The sequence below is a fragment of the Streptomyces echinoruber genome (assembly GCF_014651135.1).
Lineage (GTDB): Bacteria > Actinomycetota > Actinomycetes > Streptomycetales > Streptomycetaceae > Streptomyces > Streptomyces echinoruber.
In genome coordinates this window covers 35,651-51,636 of record NZ_BMWH01000016.1, presented here as the reverse complement: position 1 = coordinate 51,636, position 15,986 = coordinate 35,651, and the positions used below count along the sequence as shown (strand labels likewise).

The 15,986-nt window shown below is 74.7% G+C and carries 14 protein-coding genes; 7 read left to right on the top strand and 7 right to left on the bottom strand.

What is annotated here, in order from left to right; genetic code table 11:
* Positions 1 to 61 precede the first annotated feature (61 nt).
* The gene (locus IE225_RS19030) at positions 62 to 1,567 is read right to left on the bottom strand and encodes an acyl-CoA synthetase (protein ID WP_190058759.1); all 1,506 of its coding nucleotides are present in this window, start codon (positions 1,565 to 1,567) and stop codon (positions 62 to 64) included.
* A gap of 300 nt (positions 1,568 to 1,867) precedes the next feature.
* On the opposite strand from IE225_RS19030, the gene IE225_RS19025 reads away from it, so the two are divergent.
* Positions 1,868 to 3,646, top strand: coding sequence for a serine hydrolase domain-containing protein (locus tag IE225_RS19025; protein WP_190058758.1), 1,779 nt, complete (start codon positions 1,868 to 1,870; stop codon positions 3,644 to 3,646).
* Between the two features lie 102 nt (positions 3,647 to 3,748).
* On the opposite strand, the gene IE225_RS19020 is transcribed toward IE225_RS19025, so the two are convergent.
* From IE225_RS19020 to IE225_RS19010, 3 genes are all read right to left on the bottom strand, one after another.
* The gene (locus tag IE225_RS19020) at positions 3,749 to 3,937 is read right to left on the bottom strand and encodes a DUF2795 domain-containing protein (protein ID WP_190058757.1); all 189 of its coding nucleotides are present in this window, start codon (positions 3,935 to 3,937) and stop codon (positions 3,749 to 3,751) included.
* Positions 3,938 to 4,090: 153 nt separating this feature from the next.
* Positions 4,091 to 5,668 carry a phytoene desaturase family protein gene (locus IE225_RS19015; RefSeq protein WP_190058756.1) on the bottom strand — a complete coding sequence of 526 codons (1,578 nt, stop codon included), beginning with the start codon at positions 5,666 to 5,668 and terminating at the stop codon, positions 4,091 to 4,093.
* Between the two features lie 202 nt (positions 5,669 to 5,870).
* A complete protein-coding gene (locus IE225_RS19010) occupies positions 5,871 to 6,254 on the bottom strand; it encodes a four-helix bundle copper-binding protein (RefSeq protein WP_190058755.1) in 384 nt (127 codons plus the stop codon).
* Positions 6,255 to 6,394: 140 nt separating this feature from the next.
* Between IE225_RS19010 and IE225_RS19005 the strand changes: the two genes are divergently transcribed.
* The 6 genes from IE225_RS19005 to IE225_RS18980 all read left to right on the top strand — a co-directional run bounded on the left by IE225_RS19005 (position 6,395) and on the right by IE225_RS18980 (position 11,855).
* Complete coding sequence (locus tag IE225_RS19005; protein WP_190058754.1) at positions 6,395 to 6,799, top strand: ChaB family protein; 405 nt, start codon at positions 6,395 to 6,397, stop codon at positions 6,797 to 6,799.
* Positions 6,800 to 6,836: 37 nt separating this feature from the next.
* A complete protein-coding gene (locus IE225_RS19000; protein ID WP_190058753.1) occupies positions 6,837 to 7,214 on the top strand; it encodes a DUF6479 family protein in 378 nt (125 codons plus the stop codon).
* A gap of 90 nt (positions 7,215 to 7,304) precedes the next feature.
* Entirely contained in the window at positions 7,305 to 7,658 is a 354-nt protein-coding gene (locus IE225_RS18995; protein ID WP_190058752.1) for a DUF8129 domain-containing protein, read from the top strand.
* Between the two features lie 438 nt (positions 7,659 to 8,096).
* On the top strand, positions 8,097 to 9,347 hold the full coding sequence (locus tag IE225_RS18990; RefSeq protein ID WP_190058751.1) for a polysaccharide pyruvyl transferase family protein: 1,251 nt from the start codon (positions 8,097 to 8,099) through the stop codon (positions 9,345 to 9,347).
* A 106-nt stretch (positions 9,348 to 9,453) separates the two neighbouring features.
* Positions 9,454 to 10,932, top strand: a complete 1,479-nt coding sequence (locus IE225_RS18985; protein ID WP_190058750.1) for an FAD-dependent oxidoreductase — start codon at positions 9,454 to 9,456, stop codon at positions 10,930 to 10,932.
* Positions 10,933 to 10,952: 20 nt separating this feature from the next.
* Positions 10,953 to 11,855, top strand: coding sequence for a universal stress protein (locus tag IE225_RS18980; RefSeq protein ID WP_190058749.1), 903 nt, complete (start codon positions 10,953 to 10,955; stop codon positions 11,853 to 11,855).
* A 37-nt stretch (positions 11,856 to 11,892) separates the two neighbouring features.
* On the opposite strand, the gene pflA is transcribed toward IE225_RS18980, so the two are convergent.
* From pflA to IE225_RS18965, 3 genes are all read right to left on the bottom strand, one after another.
* Positions 11,893 to 12,657, bottom strand: a complete 765-nt coding sequence (gene pflA, locus IE225_RS18975) for a pyruvate formate-lyase-activating protein (RefSeq protein ID WP_190058748.1) — start codon at positions 12,655 to 12,657, stop codon at positions 11,893 to 11,895.
* Positions 12,654 to 14,915 carry a formate C-acetyltransferase gene (pflB, locus tag IE225_RS18970; protein ID WP_190058747.1) on the bottom strand — a complete coding sequence of 754 codons (2,262 nt, stop codon included), beginning with the start codon at positions 14,913 to 14,915 and terminating at the stop codon, positions 12,654 to 12,656. The genes pflA and pflB overlap by 4 nt, the downstream gene beginning before the upstream one ends.
* A 137-nt stretch (positions 14,916 to 15,052) precedes the next feature.
* Complete coding sequence (locus IE225_RS18965; RefSeq protein WP_190058746.1) at positions 15,053 to 15,973, bottom strand: amino acid kinase family protein; 921 nt, start codon at positions 15,971 to 15,973, stop codon at positions 15,053 to 15,055.
* Positions 15,974 to 15,986: the final 13 nt, after the last annotated feature.

Here is a 15,986-nt window from a genome sequence, read left to right as displayed (position 1 = left end):
ACCAGCACCGCGGCCTGCCGGGAGCCGGCCGGCGGGCGGCGGTCGCGGTCGCCCGCCGGCGCTACGGCACCCGTCCGCCGTAGCGCTCGCGCAGCTCCCGCTTGAGGATCTTGCCGCTGGCGTTGCGCGGCAGCGCGTCGGTGAACAGCACCCGCTTGGGCACCTTGAAGGGCGCCAGCCTCTTCCGGGCGTGGGCGAGGAGTTCGGCCTCGGTGACCTCGCCGCGCGGCACGACGACCGCGGTGACCGCCTCGATCCACTTCTCGTCGGGCAGGCCGATCACCGCGGCCTCGGCGACCGCCTCGTGCGTGTAGAGGGCGTCCTCGACCTGCCGGGAGGCGACGAGGACGCCGCCGGAGTTGATGACGTCCTTCACCCGGTCGACGACGGTGTAGTAGCCGTGCGGGTCGCGCACCGCGAGGTCGCCGGAGCGGAACCAGCCGTCGCGGAAGGCCGCCTCGGTCTGCTCCGGCTTGTCCCAGTAGCCCTCGCACAGCTGCGGCGAGCGGTAGACGATCTCGCCGGGTGTGCCGTCGGGCACGTCGCGGCCGTCCTCGTCGACCACGCGCGCGTCGACGAACAGCACCGGACGGCCGCAGGAGTCCATCCGCCCCTGGTGCTCGTCGGGTCCGAGCACCATCGCCAGCGGGCCGATCTCGCTCTGCCCGAAGCAGTTGTAGAACGCCAGCCCCGGCAGCCGCGCGCGCAGCCGCTCCAGCACGGGCACCGGCATGACCGAGGCGCCGTAGTACGCCTTGCGCAGCCCGCTCAGGTCCCGGTCGGCGAAGTCGGGCCGGCCCGCGAGCGCGATCCACACGGTGGGCGGGGCGAACAGGCTGTCCACCCGGCCCGCCTCGATCAGGTCGAACAGCCGGTCGCCGTCGGGCGCGTCGAGGACGATGTTGGTGGCGCCGACGGCGAGGTAGGGCAGCAGGAAGACGTGCATCTGCGCCGAGTGGTACAGCGGCAGCGCGTGCGCGGGCCGGTCGCCGGCGCTCAGGTCGAGCGCCGTGATGGCGCTCAGGTATTCGTGCACCAGCGCCCGGTGCGTCATCATCGCGCCCTTGGGCAGCGCCGTGGTCCCGGACGTGTACAGGAGCTGCACCAGGTCCTCGCCGCGCGGTTCGTCGCCGTCGTACGGCCGGGCCCCGGGCAGCCGGTCGAGCAGCGAGCCGCCGGCGTCCCGCAGCGGCAGCGTCCGCACGCCGTCCGGGAGGCGGCCGGCCAGGGCCGGGTCGGCCAGGACGAGCGCGCTGCCGGACTGGCGCAGGAGGTACGCGAGGTCGTCCCCGGTGAGGTGCTGGTTGACCGGCACGTGCACCAGGCCGGCGCGGGCGCAGGCGAGGAAGGCGATCAGGTAGGCGTCGGAGTTGTGGCCGTAGGCGGCGACCCGGTCGCCGGGGGCGAGTCCCTGGTCGCGCAGGACGCTCGCGGCGCGGGAGACGGCGTCGTCGAGCTCCGCGTACGTCCAGGTCCGCTCCCCGTGTTCCAGGGCGACGCGTGCCGGGGTGCGCCGGGCGCTGCGCCGCAGTACCCCGTCGACCGTGCTGCCGTGTCCGGGCGTCATGGCAGACGATCCTCGGCCCGGTGTACGCGGAGGTCAAGGCAGCCGGGCGCCGGCGCGTCCGGCCGGTGCCGGGAGCCGCGAGCCCGGTGCCGGTGCGCCGCCGGGCGTCCCGCGGGGTTGTTCCGCCGCCGTCCCGCCGCTGTGCCGCCGCCGTGCCGCCGGGTTTCCGGCGGAGCGTCCGGACCCGTTGACACACCGCCCGTCCGGCAGGAAAGTTTCACTCCGCACAGCGGGCACGGAAAGTTACTTTCAGCTTTCAGGTACTCAGGTATTTCCGGACGGCGCGGCGGAGGGGGTCCGATGGGCACGCGGGCACAGGACGGCGGAACCGGCAGATTGACCCGGCGCCACCTGGGCGGCCTGGTGCTGGGCGGTGCCCTGGCGCTCGCCCCGCTGCCCGCCGCCGGGGCCCGCGCGGCCGCGGCGGGCGGCGGGTGGCCCACCCTGCGCCACGGCACCCCGCGGCAGGCCGGGCTCCTGCCCGGTCCGCTGCGGCAACTCGTCGCCGACGCCCGGGCCTTCCTCGGCCCCTCGCCCCAGCACCCCTGGTACGCGGGGGCCGTCCTGCTCGCCGGGCGCGGCGGCACGGTGGCCCTGCACGAGCCGATCGGGACGGCGGTGCGCTACCGGGCCTACGACGAGACGACCGACACCGGCGTCGAGTTCTCGCCCGAGGAGCAGATCCCGATGTCCCGGGACACCGTCTTCGACCTCGCCTCGGTCTCCAAGCTGTTCACCTCGATCCTGGCCGTGCAGCAGACCGAGCGCGGCAGGCTGGAACTGGAGGCGGAGGTCGCCTCGTACCTGCCGGAGTTCGGCCGCGCCGGCAAACAGGACATGACGATCCGTCAATTACTGACGCACACCTCGGGGTTCCGCGCCTGGCTCCCGCTGTACGAGGAGGCGACGTACGAGGGGATGATCCAACGCCTCTACGACGAGGCGCCGGTCAGCCCGCCGGGCACGGCGTACCTGTACTCGGACCTGAACCTGATCTCCCTCCAGCTGGTGCTGGAGAGGGTCACCGGCCGGCGGCTGGACGCCCTGCTGCACGAGGAGATCACCGGGCCGCTCGGTCTGCACCGCACCCGCTACAACCCGCCCGCCTCCTGGCGGCCGCGGATCGCGGCCACGGAGGACGCCCGCAGGCCCTGGTCGGGACTGGACCGGGGCCTGGTGTGGGGCGAGGTGCACGACGAGAACGCCCACGCCCTCGGCGGCGTCGCGGGCCACGCCGGCGTGTTCTCCACCGCGTGGGACCTGGCGGTGCTGGGCCGGACGCTGCTCAACGGCGGCGCCCACGGCCGTGCCCGCATCCTGCGGCCCGAGTCGGTGGAGCTGATGTTCACCAACCTCAACACCGCCTTCCCCGGCCACGACCACGGCCTCGGCTTCGAGCTGTACCAGCACTGGTACATGGGCGCCCTGGCCACCCCGCGCACCGCCGGGCACACCGGCTTCACCGGCACCTGCCTGGTGCTGGACCCGACGACCGACGCGTTCCTCGTCCTCCTCGGCAACTCGGTGCACCCGGTGCGCACCTGGCGTTCCGGCTCCGCGCCCCGGGTCGCGGCCGGCACCGGCCTCGCGCGGGCCGTGCCGGTCCGCCCGGTGCGGGGCCGCACCGCCTGGTTCTCCGGCACGGCGAACGCCGCCACCGCGACGCTCACCCTGCCGCCGCTGGACACCTCCGCCGGCGGCGCCCGGCTGCGCTGCGCGCTGTGGTGGGACACCGAGCCGGACGCGGACGTGCTGGTGCTGGAGGCCCGCGCCGGCGACGGCGGATGGCGGCCGGTGCCGTTCACCACCGGGCGGCCGGGCGGGGAGCCGCGGCAGCACCCGGCGGGCACCGCCACCGGCTTCTCGGGCCGCGTCTGGTACCGGCTGACGGCCGCCCTGCCCGCCGCGGCGGCGCTCACGCTGCGCTGGCGGTACACCACCGACCGGCTCTACGTCGGCCGCGGCGCCTACGTCGACGCGCTGCGCGCCGAGGCGGGCGGCACGGTCCTCTTCGACGAGGCCCGTCCGGCGGACGCGGCCCGCATCGAGGCGGTGGGCTGGACGGCGTCCGCCGACTGACCACGCGGGCCACATGAGCCACGTAGGCCGCATGAGCCATGTGGGCCGCATGAGCCACGTGGGCCACGGCCCGCGTCACGGGCCGAAGGTCCGCGTCACCAACTAACTGAAGACGGCCTTCTGGACCTCGTTCGGACCGTCGAAGTGGTCCTGCTTCAGGCCGTCCAGGCGCTCGACGACCTTCTTGTCGGCGTGGTTGCGGCGGGCACACTCGACGAGGTCCTTCTTCTCGGCCGGGTAGCCCATGCCGTGGAGGGCCTTCTGCAGATCGATGGGGCTGAGGTCGGCCATGGATGCCTCCCTTGGGGTGCCGGCCGCCCTCCCGGAGGGGTGACGGCCGTGTCGTACAGATGACCGTGTTGTCGGAGTGCCCCGTCCGGCGCCGCGCATTCAGGACACCCGGGCGCGACGGCTGATCCCGGGTCCGGCCGGCCGGGCCCGGGATCAGCCGGTGCCCGCCTCCAGCACGGCCATGGCCGCGTTGTGTCCCGGCACCCCGCTCACGCCGCCGCCGCGCACCGCGCCCGCCCCGCACAGCAGCACGTTGGCGTCCCGGGTCTCCACGCCCCACCGGCCGGTGTGCCCGTCGGCGTACGGCCAGCTCAGGGGGCGGTGGAAGATGTTGCCGCCGGGCAGGCGCAGCTCCCGCTCCAGATCCAGCGGGGTTTTGACCTCCAGGCAGGGGCGGCCGTCGGCGTCGGTCGCCAGGCAGTCGGCGAGCGGCTCGGCGAGGTGGGCGTCGAGCTGGGCCAGGGTGGCCGCGAGCAGTGCGTCGCGGACGGCGTCGTGGTCACGGGCGAACAGCCGGGCCGGGGTGTGCAGGCCGAACAGGGTGAGCGTGTGGTGGCCGCTCGCGGCCAGGTCGGGGGCGAGGATGGTCGGGTCGGTCAGGGAGTGGCAGTAGATCTCGCAGGGCGGCGCGGCCGGCAGGTCGCCGGAGGCCGCCCGGGCGTGGGCGGCGGCGAGCTGCTCGTAGCCCTCGGCGATGTGGAAGGTGCCGGCGAACGCCTCCCGCGCCGCCACGGCCGGGTCGCGCAGCCGCGGCAGCCGCTTCAGCAGCATGTTCACCTTCAACTGGGCGCCCTCGACGGGCTCGGGCGGCGCCTGGCCGGTGAGCGCGGCCAGCTCGTGCGGGGAGGCGTTGACCAGCACGTGCCGGGCGCCGACGGTCCCCTCCCCGTCGCGGGTCCGGTACGTCACCTCGGCGGTGCGCCCGTCGGTGTCCAGCCGGACGGCCTCGTGGCCGGTGGCGAGCACGGCGCCCGCGCGGCGCGCGGCGGCGGCCAGGGCGTCGGTGAGGGCGCCCATGCCGCCGACCGGCACGTCCCAGGCGCCGGTGCCGCCGCCGATGACGTGGTAGAGGAAGCAGCGGTTCTGTACCAGGGACGGGTCGTGGGCGTCGGCGAAGGTGCCGATGAGGGCGTCGGTGAGGACGACGCCGCGCACCAGGTCGTCGGCGAAGTGCTCCTCGATCGCCACACCGATCGGCTCCTCGAACAGCATCCGCCAGGCGTCCTCGTCGTCGACGCGGCGGCGCAGCTCCTCGCGGGTGGGCAGCGGCTCGGTGAGGGTGGGGAAGACGCGCCGCGCGACACGGCCGGTGACGCCGTGGAAACGGCGCCAGGCCGCGTACTCGCGGTCGGAGCCGGTCAGCCGGGCGAACGCCTCCCGGGTGCGTTGCTCCCCGCCGCCCACCAGCAGTCCGGTGGGCCGCCCGGCCCGCTCGGCGGGCGTGTAGGAGGAGACGGCGCGGGGGCGCAGCGTCACCTCGACTCCGAGATCGTCGAGGATCTTCCGGGGCAGCAGGCTGACCAGGTACGAGTAGCGGGACAGGCGGGCGTCGACGCCGGGGAAGGGCCGGGTGGACACGGCGGCGCCACCGGTGTGCTCCAGCCGTTCCAGCACCAGTACCGAGCGTCCGGCGCGGGCCAGGTAGGCGGCGGCGACCAGGCCGTTGTGGCCGCCGCCGATCACGACGGCGTCGTAGGTGCGGCGGACGGCGGGGTCCTCGTGTGCGGGCATGGTCCTTGGTAGCACGCGGTGATCCACGGCAGCCAGGGCCGGGCGGCCGGCCACCCGGCGACGCGGATGCCGCCGTACGGCACGGCGCGCGGGCGCCCCGGCCCGACGCCCTCTGGTTCGACGCCGTTCGGTCCAGTGCCGTCCGGTCCGGCACCCTACGGTCCGGTGCCGTCCGGTCCGGCGTCGTTCGGTCCGGTGTCGTTCAGTTCAGTGTTGCGAGGAAGTCCGAGCAGGCGCGGGCGCAGGCCCGGCAGGCGGCCGCGGTCTCCTCCGCGCCGGACCGGGCGTCGAAGACGTGGGCGCTCTCCAGGGAGACGGCCCGGCAGTACTCGAGCTGGGCGCGGATGGCGTCCTCGACCCCCTCGCCGACGCTGTTCTCCTCCGACAGCACCCGGCAGGTGGCATCGCACACCTCGGCGCACATGATCCCCTGGCGTCGTACGCGCTCCTGGTCGGTGTCTCCGCGCGGTTCCGCGAGGCTGGCGCGCAGAGCGCACTCCCGGGCGCACTCCGTGCAGGCCAGTGCGCACGCGAAGCGGTCCTCCAGGAAGCGGAAGAGCTCCTGCTGCGAAGTCGTGGAAGTCACACGGGGCGGGTAGCCGGGTCCGACCGCGCCAAACCCGGCCCGTGCCGCGTCCCGGCGCGGTTTTCCCGCACCGGCGCCGGTTACCCGGGATGCGTGCGGATCGCACGGCACGACGTACGGAGATTACGGAGGTGAGGACCGTGCCCGGACGACAGGAACTGCCGTCCACACTGGAGCGCTCCCCCGAGGACGCCCAGCGCACCTGGATCAAGGCGCACGACTCGGCGGTGGAGGAGTACGGCGAGGGCGAGCGCGCGCACCGGGTGGCCTACGGGGCCCTGAAGCACAAGTACGAGAAGGTCGGCGACCACTGGGAGCGCAAGGAGGGCGGCCGCAAGGGCCCCTCCGACCCGCGCTCGGCGCGCCCGCGGCAGCAGGGCGGCCGCAGCGGCGAGGGCGTCGACGAGAACGCCTCCAAGCAGCACCTGTACGACGTCGCCAAGCACCTCGGGGTCGAGGGCCGCTCGCGGATGTCGAAGGGGGAGCTGCTGGACGCCATCCGCAAGGCCAACCGTTCGCAGACCCGCCGGGCGCGCTCGCGGTGAGCCGGTTCACCGGCCGGCCCAGGGGTACCCGCGAGCCATGAACATCGCATGGACCGCATGGACGGACATCGCCGCAAGCCGTGACCTGCAGGTGGGCATCGGGCCGTTCGTGGCGGGCCTGGCCGTCGTGGCGCTGCTGATCGGCGCCTTCGTCATCGGCGCGCGCATCCGGCGCCGCGAGCCGGCCCCGCCGCGCCCGGAGGAGCAGCCCCGGCTGCCCGAGGGCGGCCCAGTGCACGAGGTGCGGGAGTACCGCGAGCCCGACGAGGTTCCCCAGGGCCGTCACCGGCTGACCCCGCACCGGCTCAAGGGCCACGGCAACTCCGGCACCCGCACCAGCCCGACGCAGACGCGTCCGCGCTGGGACGAGGGCAGCAGCGGTGCGTTCGGCAGCGGGAGCCCGGGCCGCCACTGAGCCGGCCCGCGAAGGCGGCCCTTGAGGGCCGGCTCCCCGCAGCCGACGGCACGCAAGCCCCCGCACGTCGCAGAGAGGAAAGTGAGAGCCATGGCCGACTCCGGCCGCAGCACTCTGCCCCTGCCCGACTACGACCACCTGCCGCTCGGCGGGCTGGAGAGCCGCATCCGCTCGCTGACCGCCGAGCAGGTGGAGGAACTGCTGGCCTACGAGCGGCAGCACGCCCACCGGCTGCCGGTGACGGAACTGCTGCAGGCCCGGCTGGAGGAGCTCAAGGCGGGCGCGCAGCCGACGTCCGGCGATCCCGGGGCCGTCCGCCCCGAGCAGTCGCACGGCGGCACGGGAGGCTCCCCGGTGTCGCCGGCGACCTCGCCGCAGCCGTTCGGCCCGCCGCCGCACGGCACGCCGGACCAGCGCGGCAAGCCGAAGGCCGACCGCGCCTGACACCGGACCGCCGGGCCGGATCCTCCCGGCCCTCGGACGAAGGGGCCCCGCACCAGGGGCCCCTTCGTTCGGTTTTCTTCCGGTTTCTTTCCGGTTTTCGTTCGGTTCCGGTCCGTTTCCTCGTGTTCCTCGTGCGGTTCCGGTCCGTCCCGTCCCATCCCGGCGTCGCCCTGCCCGCGGGCCGTCCGTCCGGGAGGTGCGTGCCGGGGATGCCGTGCCCGCACACCTCGTCTTCCTGCGGTTCGTCTTCCTGCGGTGCGGGCCCGACGGCTGCCCTGGGCGGGTGGGCGAACCCGTTGCCGCGCGGCGGCGGCGAGGGTGTGGTAATCCGGTCGTACGGCCCCGATCCGCGGGGGGTGTTTCCGCCACCGCGGCGGCGGCAACCCGGCCAGGACCGCTGATGTGCCCACCCGACCGCGACATGACGGGAGCCCACGGATGACCAGTACGACCCCGGCCGCGTCCGCCGGCCGCCCGTCCGAGCCGCGCATCGGCGTGCTCGGTTCGTACGGCGGCTTCAACGTGGGTGACGAGGCCATCCTGGCCTGCGTCCTGGACTGCCTGCGCCGGCACCGCCCGCAGGCCCGGATCACCGTCTTCAGCCGCGACGCCGAGCACACCCGCGTCCACCAGGCCGCCGACGAGGTGGTCGCCTGGGAGGGCGTCCCGCAGCGGCGGCTGCTGGACGCGATCGGCGGGCTGGACCTGCTGGTGCTGGGCGGCGGCGGCACGCTCTACGACGGCGAGGCGCGCCGCTACCTCAGGCTGGTGCGCGCCGCCCAGGCCCACGGGGTGCGCACCTTCGCCCACGCCGTGGGCGCGGGCCCGCTGCGGGAGGCGGAGGACCGGGAGGCGGTGCGCACCGTGCTCGCGCGGATGGACGACGTGGTGGTGCGCGACGAGGAGTCCCGGCTGGTGCTGGAGGAGGTGGGCCTGGAGCGGGAGATCGCCGTCACCGCCGATCCGGCGCTGCTGCTGCGGCCCGAGCCGTTCACCGACCGCATGATGCGCGAGGAGGGCGTGCCCACCGGGACCCGGCTGGTGGGGATGTCGGTGCGGGAGCCCGGGCGGGCGGCGGAGAAGCTCGACGAGGGCGGGTACCACGCGCTGCTGGCCGACGTGGCGGACTTCCTGGTACGCCGACTGGACGCGCACGTGGTGTTCATGCCGATGGAGCGGCAGGACGTACGCCACGCGCACGCCGTGCTGTCCCACATGACCGCGCCGGACCGGGGCCGCATCCTCAACAGCGCCTACAGCCCGGGGCAGGTGCTCGGGTTCATGCGCCACCTGGACCTGGCGGTGGGCATGCGCCTGCACTTCCTGATCTTCGCCGCCGTCTCGGGGCTGCCGTTCCTGCCGCTGCCGTACGCCGGGAAGGTGTTCGACTTCGCCCGCCGGATGGGCGCGCCCGCGCTGGTCGGGGTGGCCCGCGAGCAGGCGGGGCTGCTGCTGGCGGAGGTGGACCGGCTGTGGGACGAGTATCCGCAGCGCCGCACGCTGCTGCAGACCCGCCTGAGCGAGCTGCGCGCCCTCGCCGAGGAGAACTGCGTGCACTGCGAGGCGGTCCTCGACACCGTGGACGCCGACCTGGCGGCGCGGGCGGCGCACGGGGACGGCTCCGGGCCGCTTCCCGTCGGCGCGCCGTACGCGCACCCCGTCTCCCAGGAGCAGGGCGCCCGGGCCTGAGGCCCGCCGCGCCGCCCCGCGGCCCTGTCCGTCCGATGTCCGTCCGCTGTCCGTCCGGCGTCCGTCCGATCCGGTACTCCGGCAGCCCCAGCAGCGAGGAAGGTCGATGCCCGTCCTGGAAGAGCCCCCGCAGCCCCGCACCGTCACCCTGCCCCCGCGCACGGCACGGCACGGCGGCCGCACCGACGTCCTGGTCGTCGGCGGCGGCCCCGCCGGGTTCGCCGCGGCGATCGCCGCGGCCGACGCGGGCGCCGACGTCGTCCTGGTGGAGCGCCACGGCTTCCTCGGCGGCAACGCGACGGCGGCGCTCGTGATGCCGCTGATGTCGTTCCACAACGAGCACCGGCAGGCCCTCTTCGGCGAGGACGGGGACAGCACGCGGCTGCTGCCCACCGACCACGGCGAGGGCGAGCCGGTGGTCGCGGGCGTGCTGTGGCGCCTGCTGGACCGGCTCGCCGAGCGCGGCGGCTGCATACCGCCCTCGGTGCACACCGGCTACACGGTGCCGTTCGACCCGGAGGTCTTCAAACTGGTCCTGCTCGACCTGCTGGACGAGGCGGGCGTGCGGCTGCTGCTGCACGCGTTCGCCTCCACCGCGCTGCCGCTCCAGGACGGCTGGCGGGTGGTGTTCGAGACCAAGTCGGGGCCCGTCGCGGTGGACGCCGGTGTGGTCGTGGACGGCACCGGCGACGGCGACGTGGCGGCCGCGTGCGGAGCGCCGTACGAGATCGGGCGGCCGGAGGACGGGCTGGTGCAGCCGATGACGCTGATGTTCCGCGTCACCGGCTTCGCCCACCCGGAGTTCGCCGCCTACGTGCGCGAGCACCCCGACCAGTGGCGCGGGGTGCACGGACTGTGGGACCTGGTGGAGCAGGCCACGAAGGCCGGGGAGCTGCAACTGCCGCGCGAGGACGTGCTGTTCTTCGCCACCCCGCACCCGGGCGAGGTCAGCGTCAACAGCACCCGGGTCACCCGGGCGCTGGGCACCAGCGTGTGGGACCTGACCCGGGCCGAGTGGACGGCCCGCCGCCAACTGGAGCAGATCGACCGCTTCCTGCGCCGGCACGTGCCCGGCTTCGAGGACTCCTACGTCGTGCAGAGCGGCACCCACATCGGTGTGCGGGAGACCCGCCGCATCCTGGGCGACTACCAGCTCACCGGCGAGGACATCCTGGCGGCCCGCGCCTTCCCGGACGCGGTGGCGCACGGCGCCTACCCGGTCGACATCCACAACCCGGCGGGCACCGGCACCCTGCTGAAGCGGGTGCCGCCCGGGCAGTTCTACGACATCCCGCTGCGCTGCCTGCTGCCGCGCGGCACCGAGCGGCTGCTGGTGGCCGGCCGGTGCATCTCCGGCACCCACGTGGCGCACTCCTCGTACCGCGTCATGCCGATCGCGATGGCCACCGGCCAGGCCGCCGGGGTGTGCGCGGCGCTGGCCGCGCGGGACGGCCGCACGCCGCGCGCGGTGCCGCACCAGCGCGTCCAGCGGGAGCTGCTGCGGCAGGGCGCCCGGGTGCGCACCGGCCCGGGCGGGGCGGCGCGCGCCGAGTACTCCGCACGGCCGTCCGGGCCGGGCGGGTGACGGGTGACGGGAGGAGCGGCATGACCGGATCCGTCGTCGTGGGGCTGGACGGCTCCCCGCGGAGCGTGGCGGCCGCGTGGTGGGCCGCGGGCGAGGCCGCCGCGCGGCACCTGCCCCTGGTCCTGCTCCACTCCTGGACCACGCACCGGCCCGGCGGGCCCCTCGCCCACGCGGCCGCCGCCGAGCGGGACTACGGCCGATCCGTGCTGGAGCGCGCCGAGAGTGAACTGCGGCAACGCTACGGCGACTTGGAGATGGCCCGGGAACTGGTGGCGGAGCCGGCCGCGCAGGCCCTGCTGCGGCATGCCCCGGGCGCGTTCATGCTGGTGCTGGGCAACCACATGCAGGACGCCCCGGCGGGTTTCCCGCTGGGGTCCGTGGTGCTGCACGTGCTGGGCCACGCGCCCTGCCCGGTCGTCGCCGTCCGGGCCGGCGACCCGGTCGTCACCGTCGGCCGCAGGCCCGCCGCGGCGCCGGACCGGAGCGAGATCGTGGTCGGTCTGCGCGAGCCGGGCGGGAGCGACGCCCCGCTGCTGGAGTTCGCCTACGGCAGCGCGCAGGTGCACGGTGCCGGCCTGCACGCCGTGCACGTCCTGCGGCCCCCCGCCCCGCACCGCGCCGCCCCGCACCGCGCCGCCGGGCACGCGCCGGCCGGTGCCGGCGGCCCCCCGCCGACGGGTGCGCGGGCCCGGCTGACGGCCGCGCTGGAGCCCTGGCGGGAGAAGTTCCCGCACGTCCCCACGACGGAGGACGTGACGGACGCGCCCGCGGCCGCGGCCCTGCAGTCCGCCGCCGCCCACGGCCTGCTCACCGTCATCGGGCGCCGCAGGCACCCGTCCCGCCCGGGCTGGATGCTCGGGTCGGTGGCGCGGGCGGTGCTGCGCCAGGTGCCGTGCCCCGTCGCCGTGGTGCCGCACGGCTGAGGCGTCCCGCCGGCGGATCCGAGGAACGCGCCGGTGTTCAGTGGGCGGCCAGGCCGTGTCGCCGGAACTGCTTGCGGACCCGTTCGATCAGTTCGTGGTCGGGGACGGGGTTGTCGCGCAGCGGGAAGGGGATGCCGAGGGCGTCGTACTTGGCGGCGCCGAGCTTGTGGAAGGGCAGCACGTCGACCCGTTCGACGCTGTCCAGGCCCGCGAGGAAGCGGGCCAGGCCGTCCACCGCCTCGGGGTCGTCGGTCCAGCCGGGCACCAGGACGTAGCGGATCCACATCCGCTTGCCGAGCCGGTTCAGGCGGGTGGCGAAGTTGAGGGTGGGGGTCAGCTCGCCGCCGGTCAGCTTCCGGTAGGTGGCGACGTCGAAGGACTTGATGTCCAGCAGCACCAGGTCGGTGTCGGCGAGGAGTGCGTCGCAGGCGCGGGCGCCGAGGAAGCCGGAGGTGTCCAGCGCCGTATGCAGCTCGGCCTCCTTGCAGCGGCGCAGCACGGCGCCGGTGAAGCCGGGCTGCAGCAGCGGCTCGCCGCCGGTGACGGTCACCCCGCCGCCCGCCGCGGTGACGAAGGCGCGGTACTTGCCGATCTCCGCCATGACCTCGTCGACGGTGGCCGGCCGGCCGTCGCGCAGGTGCCAGGTGTCGGGGTTGGCGCAGTACAGGCAGCGCAGCGGGCAGCCGCTGACGAAGAGGACGAACCGGGTCCCGGGACCGTCCACGCCGGTGGACAGGTCCCAGGAGTGGATCCGGCCGGTGCCCGCGGCGGCCGGGGCACCGTGCGCCGTCCTGCCGTTCACAGCGATCCGTGGAAGGTGCGGCTGATCACGTCGAGCTGCTGCTCGCGGGTCAGGCGGACGAAGTTGACGGCGTACCCGGAGACCCGGATCGTCAGGTCCGGGTACTTCTCGGGGTGCTCCATGGCGTCCTCCAGGACCGACCGGTTCAGCACGTTGACGTTCATGTGGAACCCGCCGGCCGCCATGTAGGCGTCGAGGATGCCGACCAGGTTGCCCGCGCGGTCCAGCGGCACGTGGCCCAGGCCCTCGGGGGTGATCGTGGTGGTCAGCGAGATGCCGTCGCGGGCGTGCTCGTAGGGCAGCTTCGCCACCGACAGCGCCGAGGCGGCCACCCCGTGCCGGTCGCGGCCGTTCATCGGGTTGGCGCCGGGCGCGAAGGGGGCTCCGGCGCGGCGGCCGTCGGGGGTGTTGCCGGTGTGCTTGCCGTAGACGACGTTGGAGGTGATCGTCAGCACGGACTGGGTGTGTTCGGCGTCCCGGTAGGCGGGGTGCTTGCGCACCTTCGCCATGAACGACTCCACCAGGCCGGCGGCGATCGCGTCGGCGCGGTCGTCGTTGTTGCCGTAGGCCGGGTACTGCCCTTGCGTCTCGTAGTCGACGGCGAGTCCGGTGGCGTCCCGGACGACCTTCACGCGTGCGTACTTGACGGCGGACAGGCTGTCCACGGCGACGGAGAGGCCGGCGATGCCGCAGGCCATGAAGCGGTGCACGGGGTGATCGTGCAGCGCCATCTCCAGCCGCTCGTAGGCGTACTTGTCGTGCATGTAGTGGATGACGTTGAGGGCGTTGACGTAGGTCTCGGCCAGCCAGTCCAGGACCCGGTCGTAGGCCGCCGACAGCTCCTCGTAGTCCAGGTACTCGCCGGTCAGCGGGGGCATCTCGGGGGTGATCCGGTCGCCGGTCATCTCGTCGCGGCCGCCGTTGACCGCGTACAGCAGCGCCTTGGCGAGGTTGACGCGGGCGCCGAAGAACTGCATCTGCCTGCCCACCGCCATGGCGGAGACGCAGCAGGCGATGGCGGTGTCGTCGCCGGTGCGGGGCCGCATCAGGTCGTCCGACTCGTATTGGACGGCGCTGGTGTCGATGGAGACCTGTGCGCAGAACTCCTTGAAACCGGCGGGTAGTTGCGGCGACCACAGCACGGTCAGGTTCGGTTCGGGCGCCGGTCCAAGGTTGTACAGCGTCTGCAGGAACCGGAAGGAGGTGCGGGTGACCAGCGGGCGGCCGTCCAGGCCGATGCCGCCGATGGACTCCGTCACCCAGGTCGGGTCGCCGGAGAACAGGGCGTCGTACTCGGGGGTGCGCAGGAAGCGGACGATACGCAGCTTGATGACGAATTCGTCGACCAGTTCCTGGGCGCGGGTCTCGTCGAGGACGCCCTCCTGAAGGTCCCGCTGGAGGTAGACGTCGAGGAAGGTGGAGGTGCGCCCGAGCGACATGGCGGCGCCGTTCTGCTCCTTCACGGCGGCCAGGAAACCGAGGTAGAGCCACTGGATCGCCTCACGCGCGGTGGCGGCGGGGCGGGAGACGTCGCAGCCGTAGCTCGCCGCCATCCGTGTCAGCTCGCCCAGCGCCCTGATCTGCTCGGCGAGTTCCTCGCGGTCGCGGATCACGTGCTCGGTGGAGGGCCGCGCGTCCAGCAGGGCGCGCTCGGCGCGCTTGGCGGCGATCAGGCGGTCGGTGCCGTACAGGGCGACGCGCCGGTAGTCGCCGATGATGCGGCCGCGGCCGTAGGCGTCGGGCAGGCCGGTGATGATGCCGACCCGGCGGGCGGCGCGCATCTCGGGGGTGTAGGCGTCGAACACGCCGTCGTTGTGGGTCTTGCGGTAGGTGCCGAAGACCTTGGTGACGAACGGGTCGGGCTCGTAGCCGTAGGCCCGCAGGCCGTTCTTCACCATACGCAGGCCGCCGTTCGGCATGATCGCCCGCTTCAGCGGGGCGTCGGTCTGCAGGCCGACGATCAGTTCCCGGTCGCGGTCGATGTAGCCGGGCGCGTGCGAGGTGATCGTCGAGGGGGTGGCCGCGTCGACGTCGTGGATGCCCTTGCGGCGCTCCTCCGGGAACAGCGCGCCGACCTTCTCCCACACCGCCCGGGTGCGGTCGGTGGGGCCGGCCAGGAAGGACGCGTCGCCCTCGTAGGGCGTGTAGTTGGCCTGGACGAAGTCGCGGACGTCGATGCGCTCGCGCCATGCCGTCCCGGCGAATCCGCGCCAGGCCTCGGTGGTCCGGCTGTCGGCTGTCACCGTCGTCGCGGTCATCACGGGTCCTCTCCCTGAGTGGTGGTCCACGGTCGATGCTCGTCGCGCGGGGCGGGCGCGGGGCAGAGCCGACAGGGCACGGGGCCGCTCCGTCCGGCCCGGGTGCGCCGGGACCTTCGGCCCGCGTCGGCGGTGTCTCAGCCGGGGGCCAGGTCGGGGCGGACGAGGGTGCCCGACCTGCCGTGGACGATCTCGTAGGCGGCGTCGAGGGCGCCGATCGCCGCCAGGTTGCCGGTGCGCTCCACGAACCGGGCGGCCGCCTCCGCCTTCGGCCCCATGGAGGCGGCGGCGTAGTGGCCCGCGCGCAGTTCGGCGGGCGTGGCGTCCAGGACGGGCCGCTGGTCGCGGGTGCCGTAGCGGGCGTAGACGTTGGGCACGTCGGTGAGGACGAGCAGGAAGTCGGCCTTCAGGTCCCCGGCGAGCTGGGCGGCGGCCAGGTCCTTGTCGACGACCGCCTCCGTGCCGTGCAGGAGCCCGGCCTCCGCGGTCACCGGGACGCCCCCGCCACCGGAGCAGACCACGACCGTGCCGCCGGCGAGCAGGTCGTGCACGGTGTCGGTCTCCAGGATCCGCTCCGGGCCGGGCGCGGGCACGACACGGCGCCAGGTGCCGTCCGGGGCCTCGGCGACGTGCCAGCCGCGCCGGCGGGCCAGGGACAGCGCCGGCTTCTTCGCATAGGCCCGCCCGACCGGCTCGGTGGGCCGGTCGAAGGCGGGGTCGTCGGCGCGGACCAGGGTGTGGGTGACCAGGGCGGCGACCCGGCGTCCGGGCAGGGCGTCGCGCAGCGCGCGGGCCAGCAGGGAGCCGATCAGTCCCTGGGCCCGGGCGGCGGCCAGGTCCAGCGGGCAGGGGGCGTCCGGGGCGGGGTCCGCCGTGCTGTCGCCGGCGAGCGGGCCCGTGTGCGGGCCGTTGCCGTGGGTGACGACGAGGTCGTGGTCGTGGGCGAGCGGGGCGAGCGCGGTGGCGACCCGCACGACGTTCGCCCGCTGGACCTCGGCGTCGGGACGGTCGCCCCGGTGCAGGAGGGCGTTGCCGCCGAGGGAGATCACGATGCGCATCGGGGCGGTTCCT